14 protein-coding genes are annotated in these 20,090 nt (G+C 70.1%); 4 read left to right on the forward strand and 10 right to left on the reverse strand.

Going from position 1 to position 20,090, the window contains the following annotated elements; translation table 11 throughout:
- Positions 1-146: 146 nt before the first annotated feature.
- The 3 genes from IE265_RS07730 to arc all read right to left on the reverse strand — a co-directional run bounded on the left by IE265_RS07730 (position 147) and on the right by arc (position 4,045).
- Positions 147-365 carry a ubiquitin-like protein Pup gene (locus IE265_RS07730; RefSeq protein ID WP_190034623.1) on the reverse strand — a complete coding sequence of 73 codons (219 nt, stop codon included), beginning with the start codon at positions 363-365 and terminating at the stop codon, positions 147-149.
- Between the two features lie 166 nt (positions 366-531).
- Positions 532-2,043, reverse strand: a complete 1,512-nt coding sequence (gene dop / locus IE265_RS07735; protein WP_359310770.1) for a depupylase/deamidase Dop — start codon at positions 2,041-2,043, stop codon at positions 532-534.
- 235 nt (positions 2,044-2,278) lie between these two features.
- The gene (gene arc, locus IE265_RS07740) at positions 2,279-4,045 is read right to left on the reverse strand and encodes a proteasome ATPase (protein ID WP_190034624.1); all 1,767 of its coding nucleotides are present in this window, start codon (positions 4,043-4,045) and stop codon (positions 2,279-2,281) included.
- Positions 4,046-4,569: 524 nt separating this feature from the next.
- Here arc and IE265_RS07745 point away from each other — a divergent pair.
- The gene (locus IE265_RS07745) at positions 4,570-4,875 is read left to right on the forward strand and encodes a ferredoxin (protein ID WP_190034625.1); all 306 of its coding nucleotides are present in this window, start codon (positions 4,570-4,572) and stop codon (positions 4,873-4,875) included.
- A gap of 34 nt (positions 4,876-4,909) precedes the next feature.
- On the opposite strand, the gene IE265_RS07750 is transcribed toward IE265_RS07745, so the two are convergent.
- The 3 genes from IE265_RS07750 to IE265_RS07760 all read right to left on the reverse strand — a co-directional run bounded on the left by IE265_RS07750 (position 4,910) and on the right by IE265_RS07760 (position 8,293).
- Complete coding sequence (locus IE265_RS07750) at positions 4,910-5,485, reverse strand: hypothetical protein (RefSeq protein ID WP_190034626.1); 576 nt, start codon at positions 5,483-5,485, stop codon at positions 4,910-4,912.
- Positions 5,486-5,672: 187 nt separating this feature from the next.
- Positions 5,673-6,578 (reverse strand): tRNA (adenine-N1)-methyltransferase, encoded by a 906-nt coding sequence (locus tag IE265_RS07755; protein ID WP_190034627.1) that lies wholly within the window; start codon positions 6,576-6,578, stop codon positions 5,673-5,675.
- Positions 6,579-6,616: 38 nt separating this feature from the next.
- Positions 6,617-8,293 (reverse strand): site-2 protease family protein, encoded by a 1,677-nt coding sequence (locus IE265_RS07760; RefSeq protein ID WP_444545241.1) that lies wholly within the window; start codon positions 8,291-8,293, stop codon positions 6,617-6,619.
- A gap of 143 nt (positions 8,294-8,436) precedes the next feature.
- Here IE265_RS07760 and IE265_RS07765 point away from each other — a divergent pair, with 143 nt between their 5' ends.
- Both IE265_RS07765 and IE265_RS07770 read left to right on the forward strand, forming a co-directional pair.
- Entirely contained in the window at positions 8,437-9,438 is a 1,002-nt protein-coding gene (locus IE265_RS07765; RefSeq protein ID WP_190034628.1) for a RecB family exonuclease, read from the forward strand.
- A gap of 14 nt (positions 9,439-9,452) precedes the next feature.
- On the forward strand, positions 9,453-10,124 hold the full coding sequence (locus tag IE265_RS07770; RefSeq protein WP_020141342.1) for a response regulator: 672 nt from the start codon (positions 9,453-9,455) through the stop codon (positions 10,122-10,124).
- Positions 10,125-10,307: 183 nt separating this feature from the next.
- Here the strand turns inward: IE265_RS07770 and IE265_RS07775 are convergent, their stop codons facing one another.
- The 4 genes from IE265_RS07775 to metH form a co-directional block, all read right to left on the reverse strand.
- Positions 10,308-11,885 (reverse strand): ABC transporter substrate-binding protein, encoded by a 1,578-nt coding sequence (locus IE265_RS07775; RefSeq protein ID WP_373302909.1) that lies wholly within the window; start codon positions 11,883-11,885, stop codon positions 10,308-10,310.
- A 56-nt stretch (positions 11,886-11,941) separates the two neighbouring features.
- Positions 11,942-13,546, reverse strand: a complete 1,605-nt coding sequence (locus IE265_RS07780) for an ABC transporter substrate-binding protein (RefSeq protein WP_190034630.1) — start codon at positions 13,544-13,546, stop codon at positions 11,942-11,944.
- A 434-nt stretch (positions 13,547-13,980) separates the two neighbouring features.
- Positions 13,981-14,682 (reverse strand): HAD family hydrolase, encoded by a 702-nt coding sequence (locus tag IE265_RS07785; RefSeq protein ID WP_190034631.1) that lies wholly within the window; start codon positions 14,680-14,682, stop codon positions 13,981-13,983.
- A 570-nt stretch (positions 14,683-15,252) separates the two neighbouring features.
- Positions 15,253-18,864 carry a methionine synthase gene (gene metH / locus IE265_RS07790; RefSeq protein ID WP_229916082.1) on the reverse strand — a complete coding sequence of 1,204 codons (3,612 nt, stop codon included), beginning with the start codon at positions 18,862-18,864 and terminating at the stop codon, positions 15,253-15,255.
- 271 nt (positions 18,865-19,135) lie between these two features.
- Here metH and IE265_RS07795 point away from each other — a divergent pair, with 271 nt between their 5' ends.
- Positions 19,136-19,900 carry an IclR family transcriptional regulator gene (locus IE265_RS07795; protein ID WP_190034632.1) on the forward strand — a complete coding sequence of 255 codons (765 nt, stop codon included), beginning with the start codon at positions 19,136-19,138 and terminating at the stop codon, positions 19,898-19,900.
- Positions 19,901-20,090: the final 190 nt, after the last annotated feature.

Raw genomic sequence — 20,090 nt, forward strand, 5'->3', positions numbered from 1 at the left:
TCACGGCAGTGGGCCTGCGAACCGTCACGGGTCTCCCCGCCACTCGCGAAGGCCGCTCGCGGTTTTCAATCCCTGCTACCGCGAGCAGCACTCCGCGTCGCCGTCGATCACCACTCCAGAGGCTTTTCGCGCCTCTGTTCCGAAGGCTACTCGCCACCCTTCTGGACAAATGAGCGAACGAAGTCCTCGGCATTCTCCTCGAGGACGTCGTCGATCTCGTCCAGAACCGAGTCGACGTCGTCGCTCAGCTTCTCCTGGCGCTCCTTGAGGTCCTCGGAGCCCTGCGCTTCCTGCGCGGTCTCCTCGACCTCCTCGGTGCTGCGCGTCGCCTTCTGCTGTCCGCCGCCGGTGTCCTTGGTCGCCATAACCCTCACCCCGCTCGGTTCGACGTTCTTGATCAGACCCTACAAGCAGGGTCCGACATCGGCCCCACAGTTGCTCCAACGTCCGGGAACCACCTCGATGATTCCCGGACACCACGCCTTTCCACCTCTCCCGGCCGCATCGGCCCTCGGGCCGGTGTCGGACCCGTCAGTTGCCCGACAGGACCTTGACCAGGTCTTCTGCCGTCCGGCAGCGGTCAAGGAGCTCCTTGACGTGATTACGCGTTCCGCGAAGCGGCTCCAGGGTTGGAACCCGCTGGAGCGAGTCACGGCCCGGCAGATCGAAGATCACCGAGTCCCAGGAGGCCGCCGCGACGTCGTCCGCGTACTGTTCGAGGCAGCGCCCACGGAAATAGGCGCGCGTGTCCTCGGGCGGCTTCGTCTCGGCCCGCTCGACGTCCGTCTCGTCCAGCAGCCGCTTCATCCGGCCGCGGGCGGCCAGCCGGTTGTAGAGGCCCTTCTCGGGGCGCACGTCGGCGTACTGGAGGTCGACCAGGTGCAGCCTGGCCGCGTCCCATTCGAGGCTGTCCCGGCGCCGGTAGCCCTCCATCAGCTCCCGCTTGGCCACCCAGTCCAGTTCTCCGGCCAGGCTCATCGGGTCGGTCTCCAGGCGTCCGAGGACGTCCTCCCAGCGGGCCAGCACGTCCTTGGTCTGGTCGTCCGCGTCCGCGCCGAACCGCTCCTCGACGTACTTGCGAGCCAGCTCGAAGTACTCCATCTGGAGCTGGACCGCGGTGAGTGTCCGGCCGCTGCGGAGCGTGATCAGGCGTTTGAGGCCCGGGTCGTGCGAGACCTGGTGCAGCGTGCGCACCGGCTGGTCCACCGCGAGGTCGACGGCGATGAAGCCGTCCTCGATCATGGAGAGGACCAGGGCCGTCGTGCCGAGCTTGAGGTAGGTGGAGATCTCCGACAGGTTCGCGTCGCCGATGATGACGTGCAGCCTGCGGTACTTCTCGGCGTCCGCGTGCGGCTCGTCCCTGGTGTTGATGATGGGCCGCTTGAGGGTGGTCTCCAGGCCCACCTCGACCTCGAAGTAGTCGGCGCGCTGGCTGAGCTGGAACCCGTGCTCGTGCCCGTCCTGGCCGATCCCGACGCGGCCCGCCCCGGTGACGACCTGGCGTGAGACGAAGAACGGCGTCAGGTGCCGCACGATGTCCGAGAAGGGGGTCTCCCGCTTCATCAGATAGTTCTCGTGCGTGCCGTACGAGGCGCCCTTGTTGTCGGTGTTGTTCTTGTAGAGGTGGATGGGCTGGGCCCCGGGGAGCTGGGCCGCGCGCTCGGCGGCCTCGGCCATGATGCGCTCGCCGGCCTTGTCCCACAGGACGGCGTCCCAGGGGTTGGTGACCTCGGGTGAGCTGTACTCGGGGTGTGCGTGGTCCACGTACAGTCGCGCGCCGTTGGTGAGGATGACGTTGGCGAGGCCGATGTCCTCGTCGGTGAGCTGGCTGGTGTCGGCGGCCTCGCGGGCGAGGTCGAAGCCCCGCGCGTCCCGCAGCGGGTTCTCCTCCTCGAAGTCCCAGCGGGCCCGCCGGGCCCGGTGCATCGCCGCCGCGTAGGCGTTGACGATCTGGGACGAGGTGAGCATGGCATTGGCGTTGGGGTGGCCGGGGACGGAGATCCCGTACTCCGTCTCGATGCCCATTACTCGCCGTACGGTCATGCGGCCCTCCTTGCCCGGCGGCGCCCTCGGTCGGGGACGCCGCTCAAGTACCGCTGGCGCTCCGGTGCGTGTGCGGTGCCCGTCCCCGCACTGCGCGACTCGGCGGTACCGAAGAGCCTAGAACGCCCTTGCGCTGGTGGGGAGATCATTTGCGTCATTGCTCTGCTCCGGCTCTGCCCGTAGAAAACAGTCGGCTGCGGGTACCCGTCGAGGGCACCCGCAGCCACCCCGTCTTTTACAGGTATTGACCGGTGTTGGCCACCGTGTCGATGGAGCGTCCGGTGTCCGCGCCCTGCTTTCCGGTGATGAGTGTCCGGATGTAGACGATCCGTTCACCCTTCTTTCCGGAGATGCGGGCCCAGTCGTCCGGGTTGGTGGTGTTCGGCAGGTCCTCGTTCTCCTTGAACTCGTCCACGCAGGCCTGGAGCAGGTGGGACACCCGCAGGCCCTTCTGGCTGTGTTCGAGGAAGTCCTTGATCGCCATCTTCTTGGCGCGGCCGACGATGTTCTCGATCATGGCGCCGGAGTTGAAGTCCTTGAAGTACAGGACTTCCTTGTCGCCGTTGGCGTACGTGACCTCGAGGAAGCGGTTCTCCTCGGACTCGGTGTACATGTGCTCGACGGCGGTCTGGATCATGCTCTGGACGGTGGTCGCCTTGCTGCCGCCGTGCTCGCCAACGTCGTCGGAGTGCAGCGGGAGCCGCTCGGTGAGGTACTTCCCGAAGATGTCCTTGGCCGCTTCGGCGTCGGGACGCTCGATCTTGATCTTCACGTCGAGCCGGCCGGGGCGCAGGATCGCGGGGTCGATCATGTCCTCGCGGTTCGAGGCGCCGATGACGACCACGTTCTGCAGGCCCTCCACGCCGTCGATCTCGGCGAGCAGCTGCGGGACGATGGTGTTCTCCACGTCCGAGCTGACACCGGATCCGCGGGTGCGGAAGAGGGACTCCATCTCGTCGAAGAAGACGATGACGGGGGTGCCCTCGCTGGCCTTCTCACGAGCACGCTGGAAGACGAGGCGGATCTGCCGCTCGGTCTCGCCGACGTACTTGTTGAGGAGCTCGGGGCCCTTGATGTTGAGGAAGAAGCTCTTGCCCTGGGCCTGGCCGGTGACCTCGGCGACCTTCTTGGCCAGCGAGTTGGCGACGGCCTTGGCGATGAGCGTCTTGCCGCATCCGGGGGGCCCGTACAGCAGGACGCCCTTGGGCGGCCGCAGTTCGTGCTCCTTGAACAGGTCGGGGTAGAGGTAGGGGAGCTCGACCGCGTCGCGGATCATCTCGATCTGGCCGCCCAGACCGCCGATCTGCTCGTAGCCGATGTCCGGGACCTCTTCGAGGACGAGTTCCTCGACCTCGCTCTTCGGCACGACCTCGTAGACGTAGCCGGAACGGGGTTCGAGCAGCAGGGCGTCGCCGGGGCGGATGGTGATGTCCAGCAGCGGCTCGGCGAGCCGCACCACCCGCTCCTCGTCGGTGTGCCCCACCACGAGGGCGCGCTCGCCGTCCTCGAGGATCTCCTTGAGGGTGACGATGTCGCCGACGCTCTCGTACTCCATGGCCTCGACCACGTTGAGCGCTTCGTTGAGCATCACTTCCTGGCCGCGCCGGAGCTCCTCGAGCTCGACGCCGGGGCTGACGTTCACCCGGAGCTTGCGGCCCCCGGTGAAGATGTCGGCCGTGCCGTCCTCGTTCGCCGTGAGGAAGACTCCGAATCCGGCCGGCGGCTGCGCGAGCCGGTCGACCTCCTCCTTGAGGGCCACGATCTGGTCGCGGGCCTCCCGGAGGGTGTTGGCGAGCCGCTCGTTCTGCGCGGACACGCCGGCCAGGTTGGTCTGCAGCTCGACGATCCGCTCTTCGAGAATCCTCGTGTGCCGCGGAGAGTCGGCGAGCTTGCGTCGCAGGACGGCGATCTCCTGCTCAAGGTAGGCAATCTGCCCGGACGGGTCGTCGGACCCTCGTCCCGGGCGGATGCCGCGGTTCATGTCGTCGTCGTGGGCTGCCACGGTCCTCACCTCCTCCAAGGGGAGCTGGACGCTTCCAGACCCTACCTGGGTGGGTGTCGATTGAAACCCTAGATCAGAAAGACTCTGAGGGTGTGTTGTCGATCACCCTGCGTTCTCCCTCACGCCGAGTGGATACCCACTCAACGGGATTCAGAAGCGAGCTGTTCCGAGGGTGTATCGGTCGAAAGCCTTCACGAGCGGCCCGAGTTGCCCACGCCGGGGGCCGTGCGCCCCCTGTGAGCGCGTGCGCCGGGGCTCCGCGGGACTGCTCGCGCCGGGTCCCGGAGAGGAGAGTCCACACCCCTCCCGTGACTACCCGGTGTGACGACATGGGTGTGAGGCGTTACCTTCGGTGAAGATCGCGGGGACGGTCTCCGACCTGCGTCCGCCGTGATCGCGGGGGTCTCCCTGCCCGATACGGCGGGGAAGCGGACGGAGGTAGGGTCGATGTGTTCAACACCCGCCGGGACCGACCCGACTTGCTCGCGGACCCGGACACCCGGCGCATGAAGACGGCAGGAGACATGACTGTGCAGCAGGAGGCCGGAGTGGACGGCGAGGCGCTGGAGGTCTGGATCGACCAGGACCTGTGCACCGGTGACGGGATCTGCGCCCAGTACGCCCCCGAGGTCTTCGAACTCGACATCGACGGCCTGGCCTACGTGAAGAGCGCCGACGACGAGCTGCTGCAGGCCCCGGGCGCGACCACGCCCGTGCCGCTGCCGCTGCTGCGGGACGTGACGGACTCCGCGAAGGAGTGCCCGGGCGACTGCATCCACGTACGCCGGGTGTCGGACCGCGTCGAGGTCTACGGGCCCGACGCGCAGTAGCGCGGCACCGCTCCCGGCGCCGCGCCGCTCCCCGTCAGGCGCCGGGGGCGCCGGACGGGGTCGAGCGGAGGAAGGCGCCGTTCTTCCACTGCCACTTCGCCCGCTCGTCGATGTCGGGGCAGCAGCCTGGCACGTCCGGGGTGGAGTACCCGAGCAGGGTCGCGGTCACCACGGCGTCGCGTACGGCGAGGTCGGTGACGGTCATCCGGTCCCGGGGATCGACCAGGGTGGCGACCACGCGGGGCTTCGCGCCGTTCGCGCCGCCCGTCAGGACGTAGACGCCGCTCGGGGGCGTGCCGGAGCCCGCGTCGCAGTGGACCTCGGCGACCGTCTCGGGGCGGCCGTCGCCGTCGAGGTCGCCGGAGGCCCGGTCCGCCACGACGGACCCGATCGTCCCGCATTCGAGGGGGAAGTCGGCGCCCGACGGATCGGGGGGTGCGACGGCGGCCGGCGCGGACCTGGCCTCGGGCCCGTGCTGGGCCGCGGTGGCCCGGTCGGGCTGGAGGAAGGCGGAGGCCGCGACGACCCCGGCCACGGCGGTGGCGGTGGCCACCCAGTGGATCGGGCGGGTGTGCGTGTGTGCCAGTTCCGGGACGGCGGATTGCTGCACTAGGAAGTGTCTCCCGTGAGGGCTGTGCCGGTGGGGTGGCCAGCATGGTGCCACACGTCACACCGCGAGGGAACGGTGGGGTCCGGGGTACTGGCGGGAGGCCGGGAGAAAGCGCCGTGGCCGGGCTCCCCGGAAGACCCGGGGAGCCCGGCCACGGCGTTGTCGCGTACGCGGCACCGGGGCCGGCTCAGCGGCCGGCGGCGCCCCCGTCGGCGTTGGGGCCCGTGTAGTCGTCGCCGTACGCGCCCTTGGAGGGACGGCGGCGGCGCATGGGCGGCTCGACGCCGTCCGCGAGGCGGCGGGCGGTGAGCAGGAAGCCGGTGTGGCCGATCATCCGGTGGTCCGGGCGGACGGCCAGGCCCTCGACGTGCCAGTTGCGGATCATCGATTCCCAGGAGGTCGGCTCGTTGAAGCAGCCGATCTCGCGGATCGACTCGACGGTCCGCGCGAGCTGGGTCGTGGTCGCCACGTAGCAGCACAGGATGCCGCCGGGCACGAGCGCCTTGGAGACGGCCTCCAGGCACTCCCAGGGGGCGAGCATGTCGAGGATGACACGGTCGACGTCGGCGTCCGACAGGTTGTCCTGGAGGTCGCCGACCGTGAGCTGCCAGGCGGGGTGCGGGCCGCCGAAGTAGCGCTCCACGTTCTGCTGGGCGATCTCGGCGAAGTCCTCGCGGCGCTCGTACGAGTGCAGCATGCCCTGGTCGCCGACGGCGCGCAGCAGGAAGCTGCTGAGCGAGCCGGAGCCCACGCCGGCCTCCACGACGCGGGCGCCGGGGAAGATGTCGGCGAAGGACAGGATCTGCCCCGCGTCCTTGGGGTAGACCACGGCGGCACCGCGGGGCATGGACAGGACGTAGTCGGGGAGCAGGGGGCGCAGCGCCAGATAGGCGACGTTCCCCGTGGTGCGGACAACGCTGCCCTCGGGAGCGCCGATCAGCTCGTCGTGCGGGAAGGAACCCTTGTGGGTGTGGAAGTTCTTCCCCGCTTCGAGCGTGAACGTGTAGTGGCGGCCCTTGGGGTCGGTCAGCTGTACCTGGTCCCCGACCTTGAAGGGCCCGCGTCGGCGGGCGGCACCGGTCGGTTCGGACATGTGACCAGCCTACCGGTCCCGCCGGGGGCCTCCGACCACTAGGAGGGCCTCGCCATCGCCTTCACGAAGGCCCGTTCCACGTCCGCGGCGGAGAGGACTCCGTAGATCTCCCCGGAGTCCTCGACGACGAGGTACTCGGTCGCGGGGGTCGCCCTCAGGGTGTCGAGGAGGTCCTCGCCGGCGAGGTCGGCGGAGACGCGCATGCCGTCGGTCAGGTCCTGGGCGAGTCCGCTGACGGCCACCCAGGGGCGGCGGTGCTCGGGTACGCCGACGATGGCGGCCTCGCGGACCAGGGAGAGGGGTTCGCCCTCGCCGTCGACGACGACCAGGGCGCGGGCGCCGGCGTCGTTGGCGCGGCGGAGCGCCTCGGAGAGCGGGGTGTGGGTCTCCACGGGGACCGCGCGGCGGGTCAGGGCGCGGGCCTGGAGCTCGGGCAGGTGCTCGCGCAGGCGGGCCATGCGCAGGCTGTTCCCGGCGCCCGTCCAGATGATGGCGGCGAGGATCGCGGCGAGCAGGGCGTCCAGGACGGTGTCCATGCCGCCGAAGTCGTCGGCGTCGGCGCCGAGTGCCCCGGAGTGGGTGAGCAGGGGAAGTCCGACCAGGACCGAGATGGCGAGCGCCCGGCCGACCCAGGCGGCGGCGATCGTGCCGCTCATGGGCTTGCCGGTGATCTTCCAGACGACGGCCCGGAGCATGCGGCCGCCGTCGAGGGGCAGGCCGGGCAGGAGGTTGAAGGCGGCGACGATCAGGTTGGAGATCATCAGTCCGGCCAGCAGGACGCCGGGGACGGTGCCGGGTTCGACGGCGAGCAGCGCGAGGTAGAAGAGGCCCGCGAGGATCAGCGAGAGGAGGGGGCCGACGAAGGCGAGGACGAACTCGCGCCCCGGGGTCTCGGACTCCTTCTCGATCTCGGAGACGCCGCCGAAGAACTGGAGCTGGATGCGGCGTACGGGCAGTTTGAAGCGCAGCGCGGCGACGGTGTGGGCGAGCTCGTGGACGAGCACGGAGGCGTAGAAGGCCACCGCGAAGAAGAGCGAGACGAGGTAGCGGGCCATGCCGAGTTCGGGCAGGACGCGGTCGAGCTGTCCGCCGAACACCCAGGTGATGAGCGCGGCGACGAGGAACCAGCTGGGTGCCACGTAGACGGGCACGCCGAAGGGGCGGCCCATGAGCAGGCCGCCGCCGGGTTCCTTGGCGCGCTTCGGGGAGCGGCCCTTCCCGCGGCGGTTGCCGGGTCCGGTGGGCGGGGTGTGCGCCTCGGACCGGTGGGCGTGGTGCTGCGGGGGTGCGGCGGGGTCGTGGCCGGGGGCCGGCGGATTCCCGCCCGGGTCGATGTCCGGCGCGGTCGGCGCCGGCGGCGCGGTCGGCGCGGGCGGCGTGGTGGGCACGGACGGCGTGGTGGGCACGGACGGCGGGTGGGTGCCGGACCCCGCCTCCGGGGTGCCGTGGGCCGGGGGCGCGCTCGGGGCGGGACCGCCGGGTGCCGTCGCCCCGGGCCGGTCGGGCCGGTCCGGGTCGGCGGGAGGTCCTTCGCCGGGCTGAGGTCCCTCGCCGGGCCGGGGCCGGGCGGCGGCGTCCGGATTCTCGACGAGGCCGGGTCGCGGCGGAGCCGCGCGGTGCCCGTCCGTCTCCTCCGTGCCGGATCGCGGCTGCCCGCTACCGCCGCTCTCGTCCACGATGTCCCCTCGTTCGACGCGTTTCCCGCTCGCGATCATGCACGGCGAGAGGTTCTGTCGTCGATGGTATGCGTCCGTCGCGGCGTGTTCGGCCCCGGCACCCCCTCCGTCTCCTGCCGCGGCCGCGGCAGGCGGATCACCGTGTGTCGCGTTGTCAGTGGCGGCCCGTAAGGTCTGTCGTCATGGAGACGAGTACCGACGGCGTCGCGCGGACGGGTTCCGGAGCGGAGGCGGGCGCCCCCGCGGCCGGGGCCTCCGCCGTGGTGGGCGGGAGCACCGGCGAGGTCGTGGCCGCGGCCGTGCCGGAGGGCCGCGCCACGCGCCCGGCCCCTCCGAACTCGTTGTCGCCCTCGCGCGCCGGGGACTTCATGCAGTGCCCCCTGCTGTACCGGTTCCGCGTGATCGACAAGCTGCCCGAGAAGCCCAGCGAGGCGGCCACCCGCGGGACGCTCGTGCACGCGGTGCTGGAGCGGCTCTTCGACGCCCCGGCGACCGAGCGGACCGCGCCGCGCGCCGCGTCGCTGATCCCCGGTCAGTGGGACCGGCTGCGCGAGGCGAGGCCCGAGCTGTCGGAGCTGTTCGCGGACGAGGACGAGAAGGCCGCGGGCGAGCGGCTGGCCCGCTGGCTCGGCGAGGCCGAGCGGCTGGTGGAGCGCTGGTTCACCCTGGAGGACCCGACCCGGCTCGAACCGGCCGAGCGCGAGCTGTTCGTGGAGGCCCGGCTCGACTCGGGCCTGACGCTGCGCGGCATCATCGACCGCGTGGACGTGGCGCCGACGGGCGAGGTGCGGATCGTCGACTACAAGACGGGCAAGGCCCCGCGTCCCGAGTACGCGGAGGGCGCGCTGTTCCAGATGAAGTTCTACGCCCTTGTCGTGTGGCGGCTGAAGCAGGTGATCCCGCGCCGCCTCCAGCTCGTCTACCTGGGCAGTGGTGACGTGCTGACCTACGACCCGGTGCGGGACGACCTGGAGCGGGTGGAGCGCAAGCTGCTGGCGCTGTGGGAGGCGATCCGGCTGGCCACGGAGTCCGGTGACTGGCGACCGCGGCGCACGAAGCTCTGCGGCTGGTGCGACCACCAGGCCGTGTGTCCTGAATTCGGCGGTACTCCCCCGCCGTATCCGCTCCAGGTGAGGCCGCCCGAGTCGGGTGCCGCCGCGCAGGGCAGAATGGGGCCGGACTAGCGAAGGAGACTTACGTGGCCATCCGTGTCCTACTGGTCGACGACCAGCCGCTGCTGCGCACCGGCTTCCGCATGATTCTGGAGGCGGAGCAGGACATCGCGGTCGTCGGTGAGGCCGGTGACGGTCTCCAGGCGCTCGACCAGGTGCGGGCCCTGCAGCCCGATGTGGTTCTGATGGACATCCGGATGCCGCGGATGGACGGGGTCGAGGCGACCCGTCAGATCACCGGCCCCGGCCGGGACGGTCCGGCGAAGGTGCTGGTGCTCACGACGTTCGACCTCGACGAGTACGTGGTCGAGGCGCTGCGCGCCGGTGCCAGCGGCTTCCTTCTGAAGGACGCTCCGGCCAATGAACTGGTGCAGGCCATCCGTGTGGTGGCCGCCGGCGAGGCGATGCTCGCGCCGAGCATCACACGACGGCTGCTCGACAAGTACGCGACGCATCTGCCGTCGGGCGACGAGCCGGTGCCCGACACCCTGCACACGCTCACCGACCGCGAGGTCGAGGTGCTGAAGCTGGTGGCCCGGGGCCTGTCGAACGCGGAGATCGCGGCGGACCTGTTCGTCAGCGAGACGACGGTCAAGACGCATGTGGGACATGTGCTCACGAAGCTCGGTCTGCGCGACCGGGTGCAGGCCGCGGTGTACGCGTACGAGAGCGGTCTGGTGCGTCCCGGCGCCCAGTGACCGACCGTCCCTGCGCCCGGTGACCGTCCCGGCGCCCGCCGGAGTCCGGTCCGGCCAGGGGCACGTACGGCCCCGGGCGGCGGACGACCGGGCGGGGCAGCTGTCCGGGCCCACGACGGAGAAACGGAAACGGCCGCCTCCCCTCTCGCGAGGGGGGCGGCCGTCTCTCGTGGCTGCGGGTGCTCAGTCCTTGCTGATCTCCCAGAAGCGGAACACGGTCGACGCGTCGAGGCAGTTCTCCAGGCCGTACACGTTGCCGCGGACGACGGCGTACTGCTTGGCCTGCCAGACCGGGATGATCGGGACCTGGTCGGCGACGATGTCCTGGAGCTCGCCGAACTGGTCGTCGGTCGTGCCGCGGTCGCTGACCGCCGCGGTCCGGGGGATGATCCGCCCGGTGATCGTGCTGTTGGTGTAGTTGTTGCCCAGCACGTTGCCCTTGCCGAAGAACGGGGCCGTGAAGTTGTCGGGGTCCGGGTAGTCCGGCACCCAGCCCTTCACGTACACGCCGTACTCGCCCGCCTCGATGTCCTTCTCGTACTTGTCGTACGGGACGGACTTCACGGTGGCGTCGAACAGGCCGCTCGCGTTGAGCTGCTCGGCGATCGCCTTGAACTCCCGGTCGGTGGACGGACCGTAACGGGTCGGCGTCGACCACAGGGTGAGCTTCACCTTGTCGGTGATGCCGTCGGCGCGCAGCGCGGCCGCCGCCTTGGCGCGCGAGGGACGGCCGCCGTAGGTGTCGAAGAAGGCGGTGTTGTGGCCCGTGATGCCCGCCGGGATGATCGAGTACAGCGGGGTCGCCGTGTTCTCGTACACCTCGTCGATGAGGGCGTCGCGGTCGAGCAGGTGGGCGATTGCCTTGCGGACACCGCTCCTGCCGGTCACCGGGTCGTTCATGTTGAAGACGAGGTGGTGGACCTCGGCGCTGGTGCCCTCGACGACGTCGATGTCCTCGCCGCCGGTGGCGTCCGCCTCGATCTCCGCGATGTCCTCGGCGGCGAGACCTCGGTAGGCGGCGTCGACCTGGTTGCCGAGGATCGCCTTGCGCAGGCCGTCCTGGTCCCCGTGGAAGAACCGGAGGGTCACACCGGAGTTCTGGGTCTCGGCGGTGCCCTTGTAGTTCTCGTTGACCGAGAAGACGGCCTTGTCCTTGTCGAAGGAGTCCAGCTTGTACGGGCCGGAGCCGACGGCGCCGCCGTCCTTGCGCAGCCCCTCGTCGGAGTACTCCCGCTCGCTCACGATGGAACCGGCGCCGGAGGCGATCTTGCTGGGGAAGGTGGCGTCGGAGACCTTGAGCCTGAAGACGACCTTGCGCGCGCTCGGCGTCTGCACCTTGTCCAGCATGGGGAACATGATGGCGGGACCGGCGTCGTCGTCGATCTTCATCATGCGGTCGAAGGAGAACTTGACGTCCTTCGAGGTGAGCGGGTCACCGTTGCTGAACTTCAGGTCCTTGCGCAGGGTGCACTCGTACACCCTGGCCTCGGTGTCCGTGAAGGAGCACTCCTCGGCGGCCTCCGGCTCCGGCTCGGTCCCGCCCTTGGGGAAGCTGAGCAGGGACTGGAAGACGTTGTTGAACAGAAGCCACGAGCCCGGGTCGTAACCCGAGGCCGGGTCGGTCGCCAGGACGTCGTCGGTCATCCCGATGACGACGGAGGAGTCGTCGGTGCCGGGAACACCGTTCTCGGTGCCGCAGCCGGACAGCAGGCCGACGGCCAGCCCCGCCACAACGGGCAGGGCCGGCCACTTGGTACACATGTTCACGAGGTAGTGCCCAGTCGTAGATCTTGAGTGCGTGGATCGGTCAGCGGCTGTCAGCCGCTGACGCCCCGGCCGAGCTCCCACAGCTGGAGCGTCGCGGAGGAGTTGAGCGCGTACTCGGCGCCGGTGATGTGGTCACGGGCGGCGATGTACTGCTTGCCCTGCCACAGCGGAAGGATCGGGACGTCCTCGGCGACGATGCTCTGGATCTCCTCGATGCTCTTCGAGGCGGTGAGGCGGTCGGCCTCGCGGCGGGACTGCGGGATGAGGTTGCTGCGGATCTTGCTGTTCGCGTAAGGCGAGCCGAGCGTGTTGTCCTTGTCGAGGAACGGCGCGAGGTAGTTGTCGGCGTCGGGGAAGTCGGGGAACCAACCCATGCCGTAGACCTCGTAGTCGCCCTTCTGCTCGTTGGGGCGGAAGGTCGCCCACTTCTCGCCCTTGATGTCGACCTTGAACAGGCCGGAGTCGTTGAGCTGCTCCTTGAGCATCTCGAACTCCTCCTTGGTGGCCGGGCCGTAGTGGTCGTTCGTGTACTGCAGCGTCAGCTTGACCGGCGTGGTGACGGCCGCCTCGGTCAGCAGGTCCTCGGCCTTGGAGACGTCCGGGTCGCCGTACTTGTTGAAGAACGAGTTGGCGTGGCCGGTGACCGTGGCGGGGACCAGGGAGTACAGCGGGTCGGCGCCGGAGCCGTACACCTTGGCGGTGAGCTCGCTGCGGTTGATGACCTGGGCCATCGCCTGGCGGACCGCCTTGGTCTTCACCGACGGGTCGTTGGTGTTGAAGGCGAGGTAGCGGATCTCGAGGCCGGGCTGCTCGATCAGGTCGATGTCGGTGCCGCTGTCGTCCTGCAGCTTCTTGATCTGGCTGGGGGACATCGTGCGGGTCATCATGTCGATGTCGCCCTCTTCGAGAGCGGCGCCCATGTCCTCGGCGCTGTCGAAGGAGCGCAGTTCGACCTTGTCGTTCTTCACCTCGGAAGTGCCCTTGTAATTGGGGTTCTTGGTGAAGACGGCCTTGACAACCTTGTCGTCCTTGACCTCGGTCTTCAGCGTGTACGGGCCGGAGCCGGTCACGTCGAAGCCGTCGCGGAGCTTGTCCTTCGGGTAGTCGTCCGGGTCGATGATGGCCGCGACCGGGGTGGACAGCTTGAAGGGGAACGTCGCGTCGGCGGTGTTGAGGTGGAAGATCACCTCTCGGTCGCCCTTGGTCTCGACGGTGTCGATCGTGGACAGCAGGGCGAAGACGCCGCTGTCGGACTCGATCTTCAGCGCGCGCTCGATGGAGTACTTGACGTCCTCCGCCGTGATGCGGTCGCCGTTCGCGAACTTGAGGTCCTCGCGCAGCGTGCACGCGTACCGCTCGTTGCCGGAGTCGGAGAAGCCGCACTCCTCGGCCGCCTCGGGCGCCGGGTCGCCGCCGCCGTTGGGCATGACCATCAGGGTCTGCACGGTCTGGCGCAGGATGTTCCAGGTGCCGACGTCGTACGCGTACGCGGGATCCAGGGGCGCCGGAGCCTCCTTGGAGGCGGTGAACCCGTCGGTGGTACCGACGATAATGGCGTCGCCGCTCTTGCCCTCGCCCTCGGAACCGCCGCAAGCGACGAGAACCGGAGCAAGCAGACCGATCACGGCCGGCAGCACCAAAGTCTTACGGTTCATCCTCGAAGTTCTCCAGAGCTGTCGATCCCGCGATCCCGGCAAGCCGGGGTGTTGCGGACGGGTCACGGGGGTTACGGCGATGTTCTCGCGCTGACATTAGTCCGCCTCCGCAGGACCGTTCGCAGCGGCCGGAGTCGACTTCCCATCACGCTGCGAAACCGGCTGCGGACGCACCGAAAAACCGACAGCGGAAGGATTAGTGCAGCTTTCCACCAATCAGGACACAAGGGCACGTCGGACACCCCCGGAAGGGGGTCCGATACACAGGGTGCCCACCCTGTCGACCCCCTGTGGAGTGGCGAAGCTCACACTCTCAACGAGGTTGGGGTGCACGGCAATTCGGCCATCCGCCCGCCGGCGGGGGCGATCGAATTACACCGGTGTCGGAGCCACGTAGTTCTTTTCGTATTCCGCCGTGCACCCTGGGTGAACGATTAGCGATTTTCCGTCATCAGGCCACGGAGAAAAGACAGGTCGACCTGTTCGAGCGAGGGCACCACGGTGCGACGGAAGGCCGGGGCGATCGGGGCCACGGAGGGTACGGCGACCACGTGGCACCCCGCGGCCTCGGCGGCCGCCACGCCCGTCGCGGTGTCCTCGATGACCGCGCACCTTGCCGGGTCGGCGCCGAGGCCCGCCGCCGCCAGGAGGTAGGGGTCGGGGTACGGCTTGGTGCGCTCGACCTCGTCGCCCGCGACGGTCAGGGCGAAGTTCTGCGGGCCGAGCGAGGTCAGCACGCGGTCGATGATCCGCCGGTGCGAGGCGGAGACGAGGGCCGTGGGCACCCCGTGCGCCGCCAACTCGGCGAGGAGTCTCGCGGCGCCGGGCATCAGCGGCAGGGTTCGGGCGATCCGGTCCTCGAAGCCGTCGTTGAGCAGCACCGTGAGCTCGGCCAGGGTGATGGACGCGCCGGTCGCCTCGATGAGGAAGCCCGCGCTGCGGGTCATCGGACCGCCCACGACCACGTCGCGCCAGGAGTCGTCGAGGAGGTGGCCGAGCCTGCCGAACACCTCGACCTCGGCGTCCCACCAGAAGCCCTCGGTGTCCACGAGAGTGCCGTCCATGTCGAGAAGCACGGCCTGCAGGGCGGAGCCTTCGGCCGTGCGGGTACCGACTGAGGGGACCGTACTGGTCATCCGGGCACACCTCCGTGAGGGACGAGAAGGCCGGTTCCCGCCAGGGAACCGGCCTGCTGTGGACCGACCAGTGTACGACGCCGTGGCGGGAAGTGCGCTCCGGAGACGTCGGGGCGGCCGGGGCCGGCGGGGCGGAAGGCACGGGGGCAGTGCTGCCTGACGCCCTCGCGGGACCGTGGCCGGGCCGGGGAGCGTCCCCGGGCGGACCCGTGGACGGCCCGGGGCCGATGTGCGGCGGGCCGCCCCCGCGAGGCGGTCCCGCGAGGCCCGGAGGGGCTGGGCACCACGAGGCCCGCAAGGGCTGGGGCGCCCGTCCGGGCCGGTGCGCGGGGGCCTGGACCGCCGGCCCAGGAGGGGCGCGACCCCCGGGGCGTGTCCGGCCGCCTGCGGGGTCCTGCGGTGACTGCGAGGGGTTCCGGGCGCCCGGCGTGCCCGCAGGGGCCGCGCAGGTCATCCCGGGGTCGGTGCCGGACCGGGATGCCCGCAAGGGCGGGCAGGCTCACCGGGCGGTCGCGGGGCGGGCACGCGCCTCCCCCGCACCCGGGGGCGCGGGGGAGGCGGCGGGCGGCCTCAGCGGGCGTTGAAGTACTTCGCCTCGGGGTGGTGGATGACGATGGCGTCCGTGGACTGCTCCGGGTGGAGCTGGAACTCCTCGGAGAGGTGGACACCGATCCGCTCGGGCTCCAGGAGCCGGGCGATCTTGGCGCGGTCCTCCAGGTCCGGGCACGCCCCGTAGCCCAGCGAGAAGCGGGCGCCCCGGTACTTCAGCGCGAACATGTCCTCGATGCCGTCGGGGTCCTCCCCGGAGAAGCCGAGTTCGGAGCGCACGCGCGCGTGCCAGTACTCGGCGAGCGCCTCGGCGAGCTGCACAGACAGGCCGTGCAGCTCCAGGTAGTCGCGGTAGGCGTTCGCCTCGAAGAGCTTCGCCGTCTCCTCCCCGATGCGGGAGCCCATGGTGACCACCTGGAGGCCGACCACGTCGGTCTCACCGGACTCCTCGGGCCGGAAGTAGTCGGCCAGGCACAGCCGCCGGCCGCGGCGCTGACGCGGGAACGTGAAGCGGGTCCGCTCGTTGCCCCGCTCGTCGAGGATGATCAGGTCGTCCTGCTTGGAGACGCACGGGAAGTAGCCGTAGACGACCGCCGCCTCCAGCAGGTTCCCCGTCTGCAACTGGTCCAGCAGGCCGCGCAGCCTCGGCCGACCGTCGGTCTCCACCAGTTCCTCGTACGTCGGGCCGTCGCCCGTACGCACCTGCTTGAGTCCCCACTGGCCCTTGAACAGCGCGCCCTCGTCGAGCCAGGAGGCGTACTCCTTGAGCTGGATGCCCTTGATCACGCGGGTGCCCCAGAACGGCGGGGCGGGCACCGGGTTGTCGACGGACACGTCGGAGCGGACCGCGCCCTCCTCCGGGCGCTCCTCCACGACGGTCTGGGCGGTGGCCCTGACCCGGCGCTGCTTCAGCTCCGGCAGGCTCGCGCCGGGCACGCCCCGCTTGACCGCGATCAGGGCGTCCATCAGGCGCAGGCCCTCGAACGCGTCGCGGGCGTAGCGGACTTCGCCCTCGTAGATCTCGTGCAGGTCCTGTTCGACGTACGCGCGGGTGAGTGCCGCGCCGCCGAGGATCACCGGGTAGTCGGCGGCCAGCTTGCGCTGGTTCAGCTCCTCCAGGTTCTCCTTCATGATCACCGTGGACTTGACCAGCAGGCCGGACATGCCGATGACGTCGGCGCGGTGCTCCTCGGCGGCCTCCAGGATCGCGGAGACGGGCTGCTTGATGCCGAGGTTGACCACGGTGTAGCCGTTGTTGGACAGGATGATGTCGACGAGGTTCTTGCCGATGTCGTGGACGTCGCCCCGGACGGTGGCGAGCACGATGGTGCCCTTGCCCTCGTCGTCCGACTTCTCCATGTGCGGTTCCAGGTGGGCCACCGCGGTCTTCATGACCTCGGCGGACTGCAGCACGAACGGGAGCTGCATCTGACCGGAGCCGAACAGTTCGCCGACGACCTTCATGCCGTCCAGGAGCGTCTCGTTGACGATGTCCAGGGCGGGGCGCTCGGTGAGTGCCTCGTCGAGGTCGGCCTCCAGCCCGTTCTTCTCGCCGTCGATGATGCGGCGCTTGAGGCGTTCGTTGAGCGGCAGCGCGGCCAGTTCCTCGGCCCTTCCGGCCTTCAGCGACTTGGTGGTGGCGCCCTCGAAGAGGGCCATCAGCTTCTGGAGCGGGTCGTAGCCCTCGGCGCGCCGGTCGTGGATGAGGTCGAGCGCGGTGGTGACCTGCTCGTCGTCGAAGCGGGCGATCGGCAGGATCTTGGACGCGTGGACGATCGCGGAGTCGAGGCCGGCCTTGACGCACTCCTCGAGGAAGACGGAGTTGAGCAGGACGCGGGCGGCCGGGTTGAGGCCGAAGGAGATGTTCGACAGGCCGAGGGTGGTCTGCACGTCCGGGTGGCGGCGCTTGAGTTCGCGGATCGCCTCGATGGTCGCGACGCCGTCGCCGCGGGACTCCTCCTGGCCGGTGCAGATGGTGAAGGTCAGGCAGTCGATGAGGATGTCCGACTCGTGGATGCCCCAGTTGGTCGTGAGGTCCTCGATCAGGCGCTCGGCGATGGCGACCTTCGTCTCGACGGTCCGGGCCTGGCCCTCCTCGTCGATGGTGAGCGCGATGAGCGCGGCGCCGTGCTCCTGGGCGAGCCGGGTGACCTTCGCGAACCGCGACTCGGGGCCGTCGCCGTCCTCGTAGTTGACGGAGTTGATCACCGCGCGGCCGCCGAGCTTCTCCAGTCCCGCGCGGAGCACCTCGACCTCGGTGGAGTCCAGCACGATGGGCAGGGTGGAGGCGGTGGCGAAGCGGCCGGCCAGCTCCTCCATGTCGGCGACGCCGTCCCGGCCCACGTAGTCGACGCAGAGGTCCAGCATGTGCGCGCCCTCGCGGATCTGGTCGCGGGCCATCTCCACGCAGTCGTCCCAGCGGCCGTCGAGCATGGCCTCGCGGAACTTCTTCGAGCCGTTGGCGTTCGTCCGCTCGCCGATCGCCATGTAGGCGGTGTCCTGGCGGAAGGGCACGGTCTGGTAGAGCGAGGCGGCGCCGGGCTCGGGGCGCGGGTCGCGCGACGCCGGGGTCAGGTCCCGTACGCGCTCGACGACCTGGCGCAGGTGCTCGGGGGTGGTGCCGCAGCAGCCGCCGATCAGCGAGAGCCCGTACTCGCGGACGAAGGTCTCCTGGGCGTCGGCCAGTTCGGGGGGTGTGAGCGGGTAGTGCGCGCCGTTCTTGCCGAGGACCGGGAGGCCCGCGTTCGGCATGCAGGACAGCGGGATGCGCGAGTGGCGGGCCAGGTAGCGCAGGTGCTCGCTCATCTCGGCGGGGCCGGTGGCGCAGTTGAGGCCGATCATGTCGATGCCGAGCGGCTCCAGCGCGGTGAGTGCCGCGCCGATCTCCGAGCCGAGGAGCATGGTGCCCGTGGTCTCGACGGTCACGGACACGATGAGCGGCAGGTCGACGCCGAGGCTGTCGAGCGCCTGGCGGGCCCCGAGCACCGACGCCTTGGTCTGCAGGAGGTCCTGGGTGGTCTCCACGAGCAGCGCGTCGGCGCCGCCGGCGATCATGCCCTCGGCGTTCAGCCGGTAGGCGTCGCGCAGCGTGGTGTAGGGGGCGTGCCCGAGGGTGGGCAGCTTGGTGCCGGGGCCCATGGAGCCGAGCACCCAGCGCTGGCGGCCGGTGGAGGCGGTGAACTCGTCGGCGACCTCGCGGGCGATGCGGGCGCCGGCCTCGGAGAGTTCGAAGACGCGCTCGGCGATGTCGTACTCGCCGAGGGCCGCGTGGTTGGCGCCGAAGGTGTTGGTCTCCACGCAGTCGACGCCCACGGCGAAGTACTCCTCGTGGACCGAACGGACGATGTCCGGGCGGGTGATGTTCAGGATCTCGTTGCAGCCCTCGAGGTTCTCGAAGTCCTCGAGCGTCGGATCCTGTGCCTGGAGCATCGTGCCCATCGCACCGTCGGCCACCACCACGCGGGTGGCGAGCGCCTCGCGCAGCGCGTCGGTCCGGGTCCTGCTGTAGCCGGAGGAACCTGCGGGTTCTGCGGAACCGGTTGAGGCGGAGGTACCGGCGGAACCGGTGGAACCTACGGAACCTACGGAACCTACGGAACCTACGGAAGGGGACGGGTTCGGCAACGAGGCCATGGAAGATACTCCCTGGAGTGCGACGGCTGTCGGCTTTGCGCTTCCCGTGGAAGGCGCACGCCGTCAGGGTAGCCCGCGGCGGGACGAAGGGTCAGGGACGTCCACGGGACGGACGGGCGATCCGTACCCCTCGCCGGCCGGGAACCCGACCGCGGTGCACGGTGACCACCCATTAGCGGGAGGTCCACACGGACCGGTAGTGTTCGACATTGCCGAACGGCGGCGCCGGGGCGCGGGCCGACGGTCCAAGGGGACGGAGGGCAGGACGGCGATGGCACGGAACATCCAGTCGCTCGAACGGGCGGCCGCGATGCTGCGGCTGCTCGCGGGCGGCGAGCGGCGGCTCGGCCTGTCGGACATCGCCTCGTCGCTCGGCCTGGCCAAGGGGACCGCCCACGGCATACTGCGGACCCTCCAGCAAGAGGGCTTCGTCGAGCAGGACACCGCTTCGGGGCGCTACCAGCTCGGCGCGGAACTGCTGCGCCTGGGCACCACGTACCTCGACGTGCACGAGCTGCGGGCGCGCGCCCTGGTGTGGACGGACGACCTGGCCCGGTCCAGCGGCGAGAGCGTCTACCTGGGGGTGCTGCACCAGCGGGGCGTGCTGATCGTGCACCACGTCTTCCGCCCCGACGACAGCCGGCAGGTCCTGGAGGTCGGGGCCATGCAGCCGCTGCACTCGACGGCGCTGGGCAAGGTCCTGTCCGCCTACGACCCGGTGGCGCACAGCGAGGTCCTGGAGGCCGAGCGCAAGGCGTTCACCGCGCTGACGATAAGCGAGCCGGACGCGTTCGAGGTCGTGCTCGACCTCACGCGGGCGCGGGGGTACGCGGCCGACGTGGAGGAGACCTGGACGGGTGTGGCCTCGGTGGCGGCGCCCATCCACAACCAGCGGCGGATGCCGGTCGGCGCGGTGGGCGTCACCGGTGCCGTGGAGCGCGTCTGCAAGGACGGTGAGCTGCGGCCCGACCTGATCGCCGCGGTCCGCGACTGCGCCCGCGCGGTGTCGCGGGACCTGGGCGCCGGGCGCTTCTGAGGGTTCCGAACGAGGGCCGGCACGTCATCGACGTGCCGGCCCTTCCGCATGCCGTGCCGGCCACCCGACGTGCCCGTCCGCACGCTGTGCGCGGCCGTGGCGGGACCGATAGCCCACACCGATCAATAACGATCGCGTTTTCGATAACGGAAGCCTTGACGGGGTGGTAACGACGGAGCGAGACTCGCGT

The organism is Streptomyces fructofermentans (assembly GCF_014651055.1).
GTDB classification, from domain to species: domain Bacteria; phylum Actinomycetota; class Actinomycetes; order Streptomycetales; family Streptomycetaceae; genus Streptomyces; species Streptomyces fructofermentans.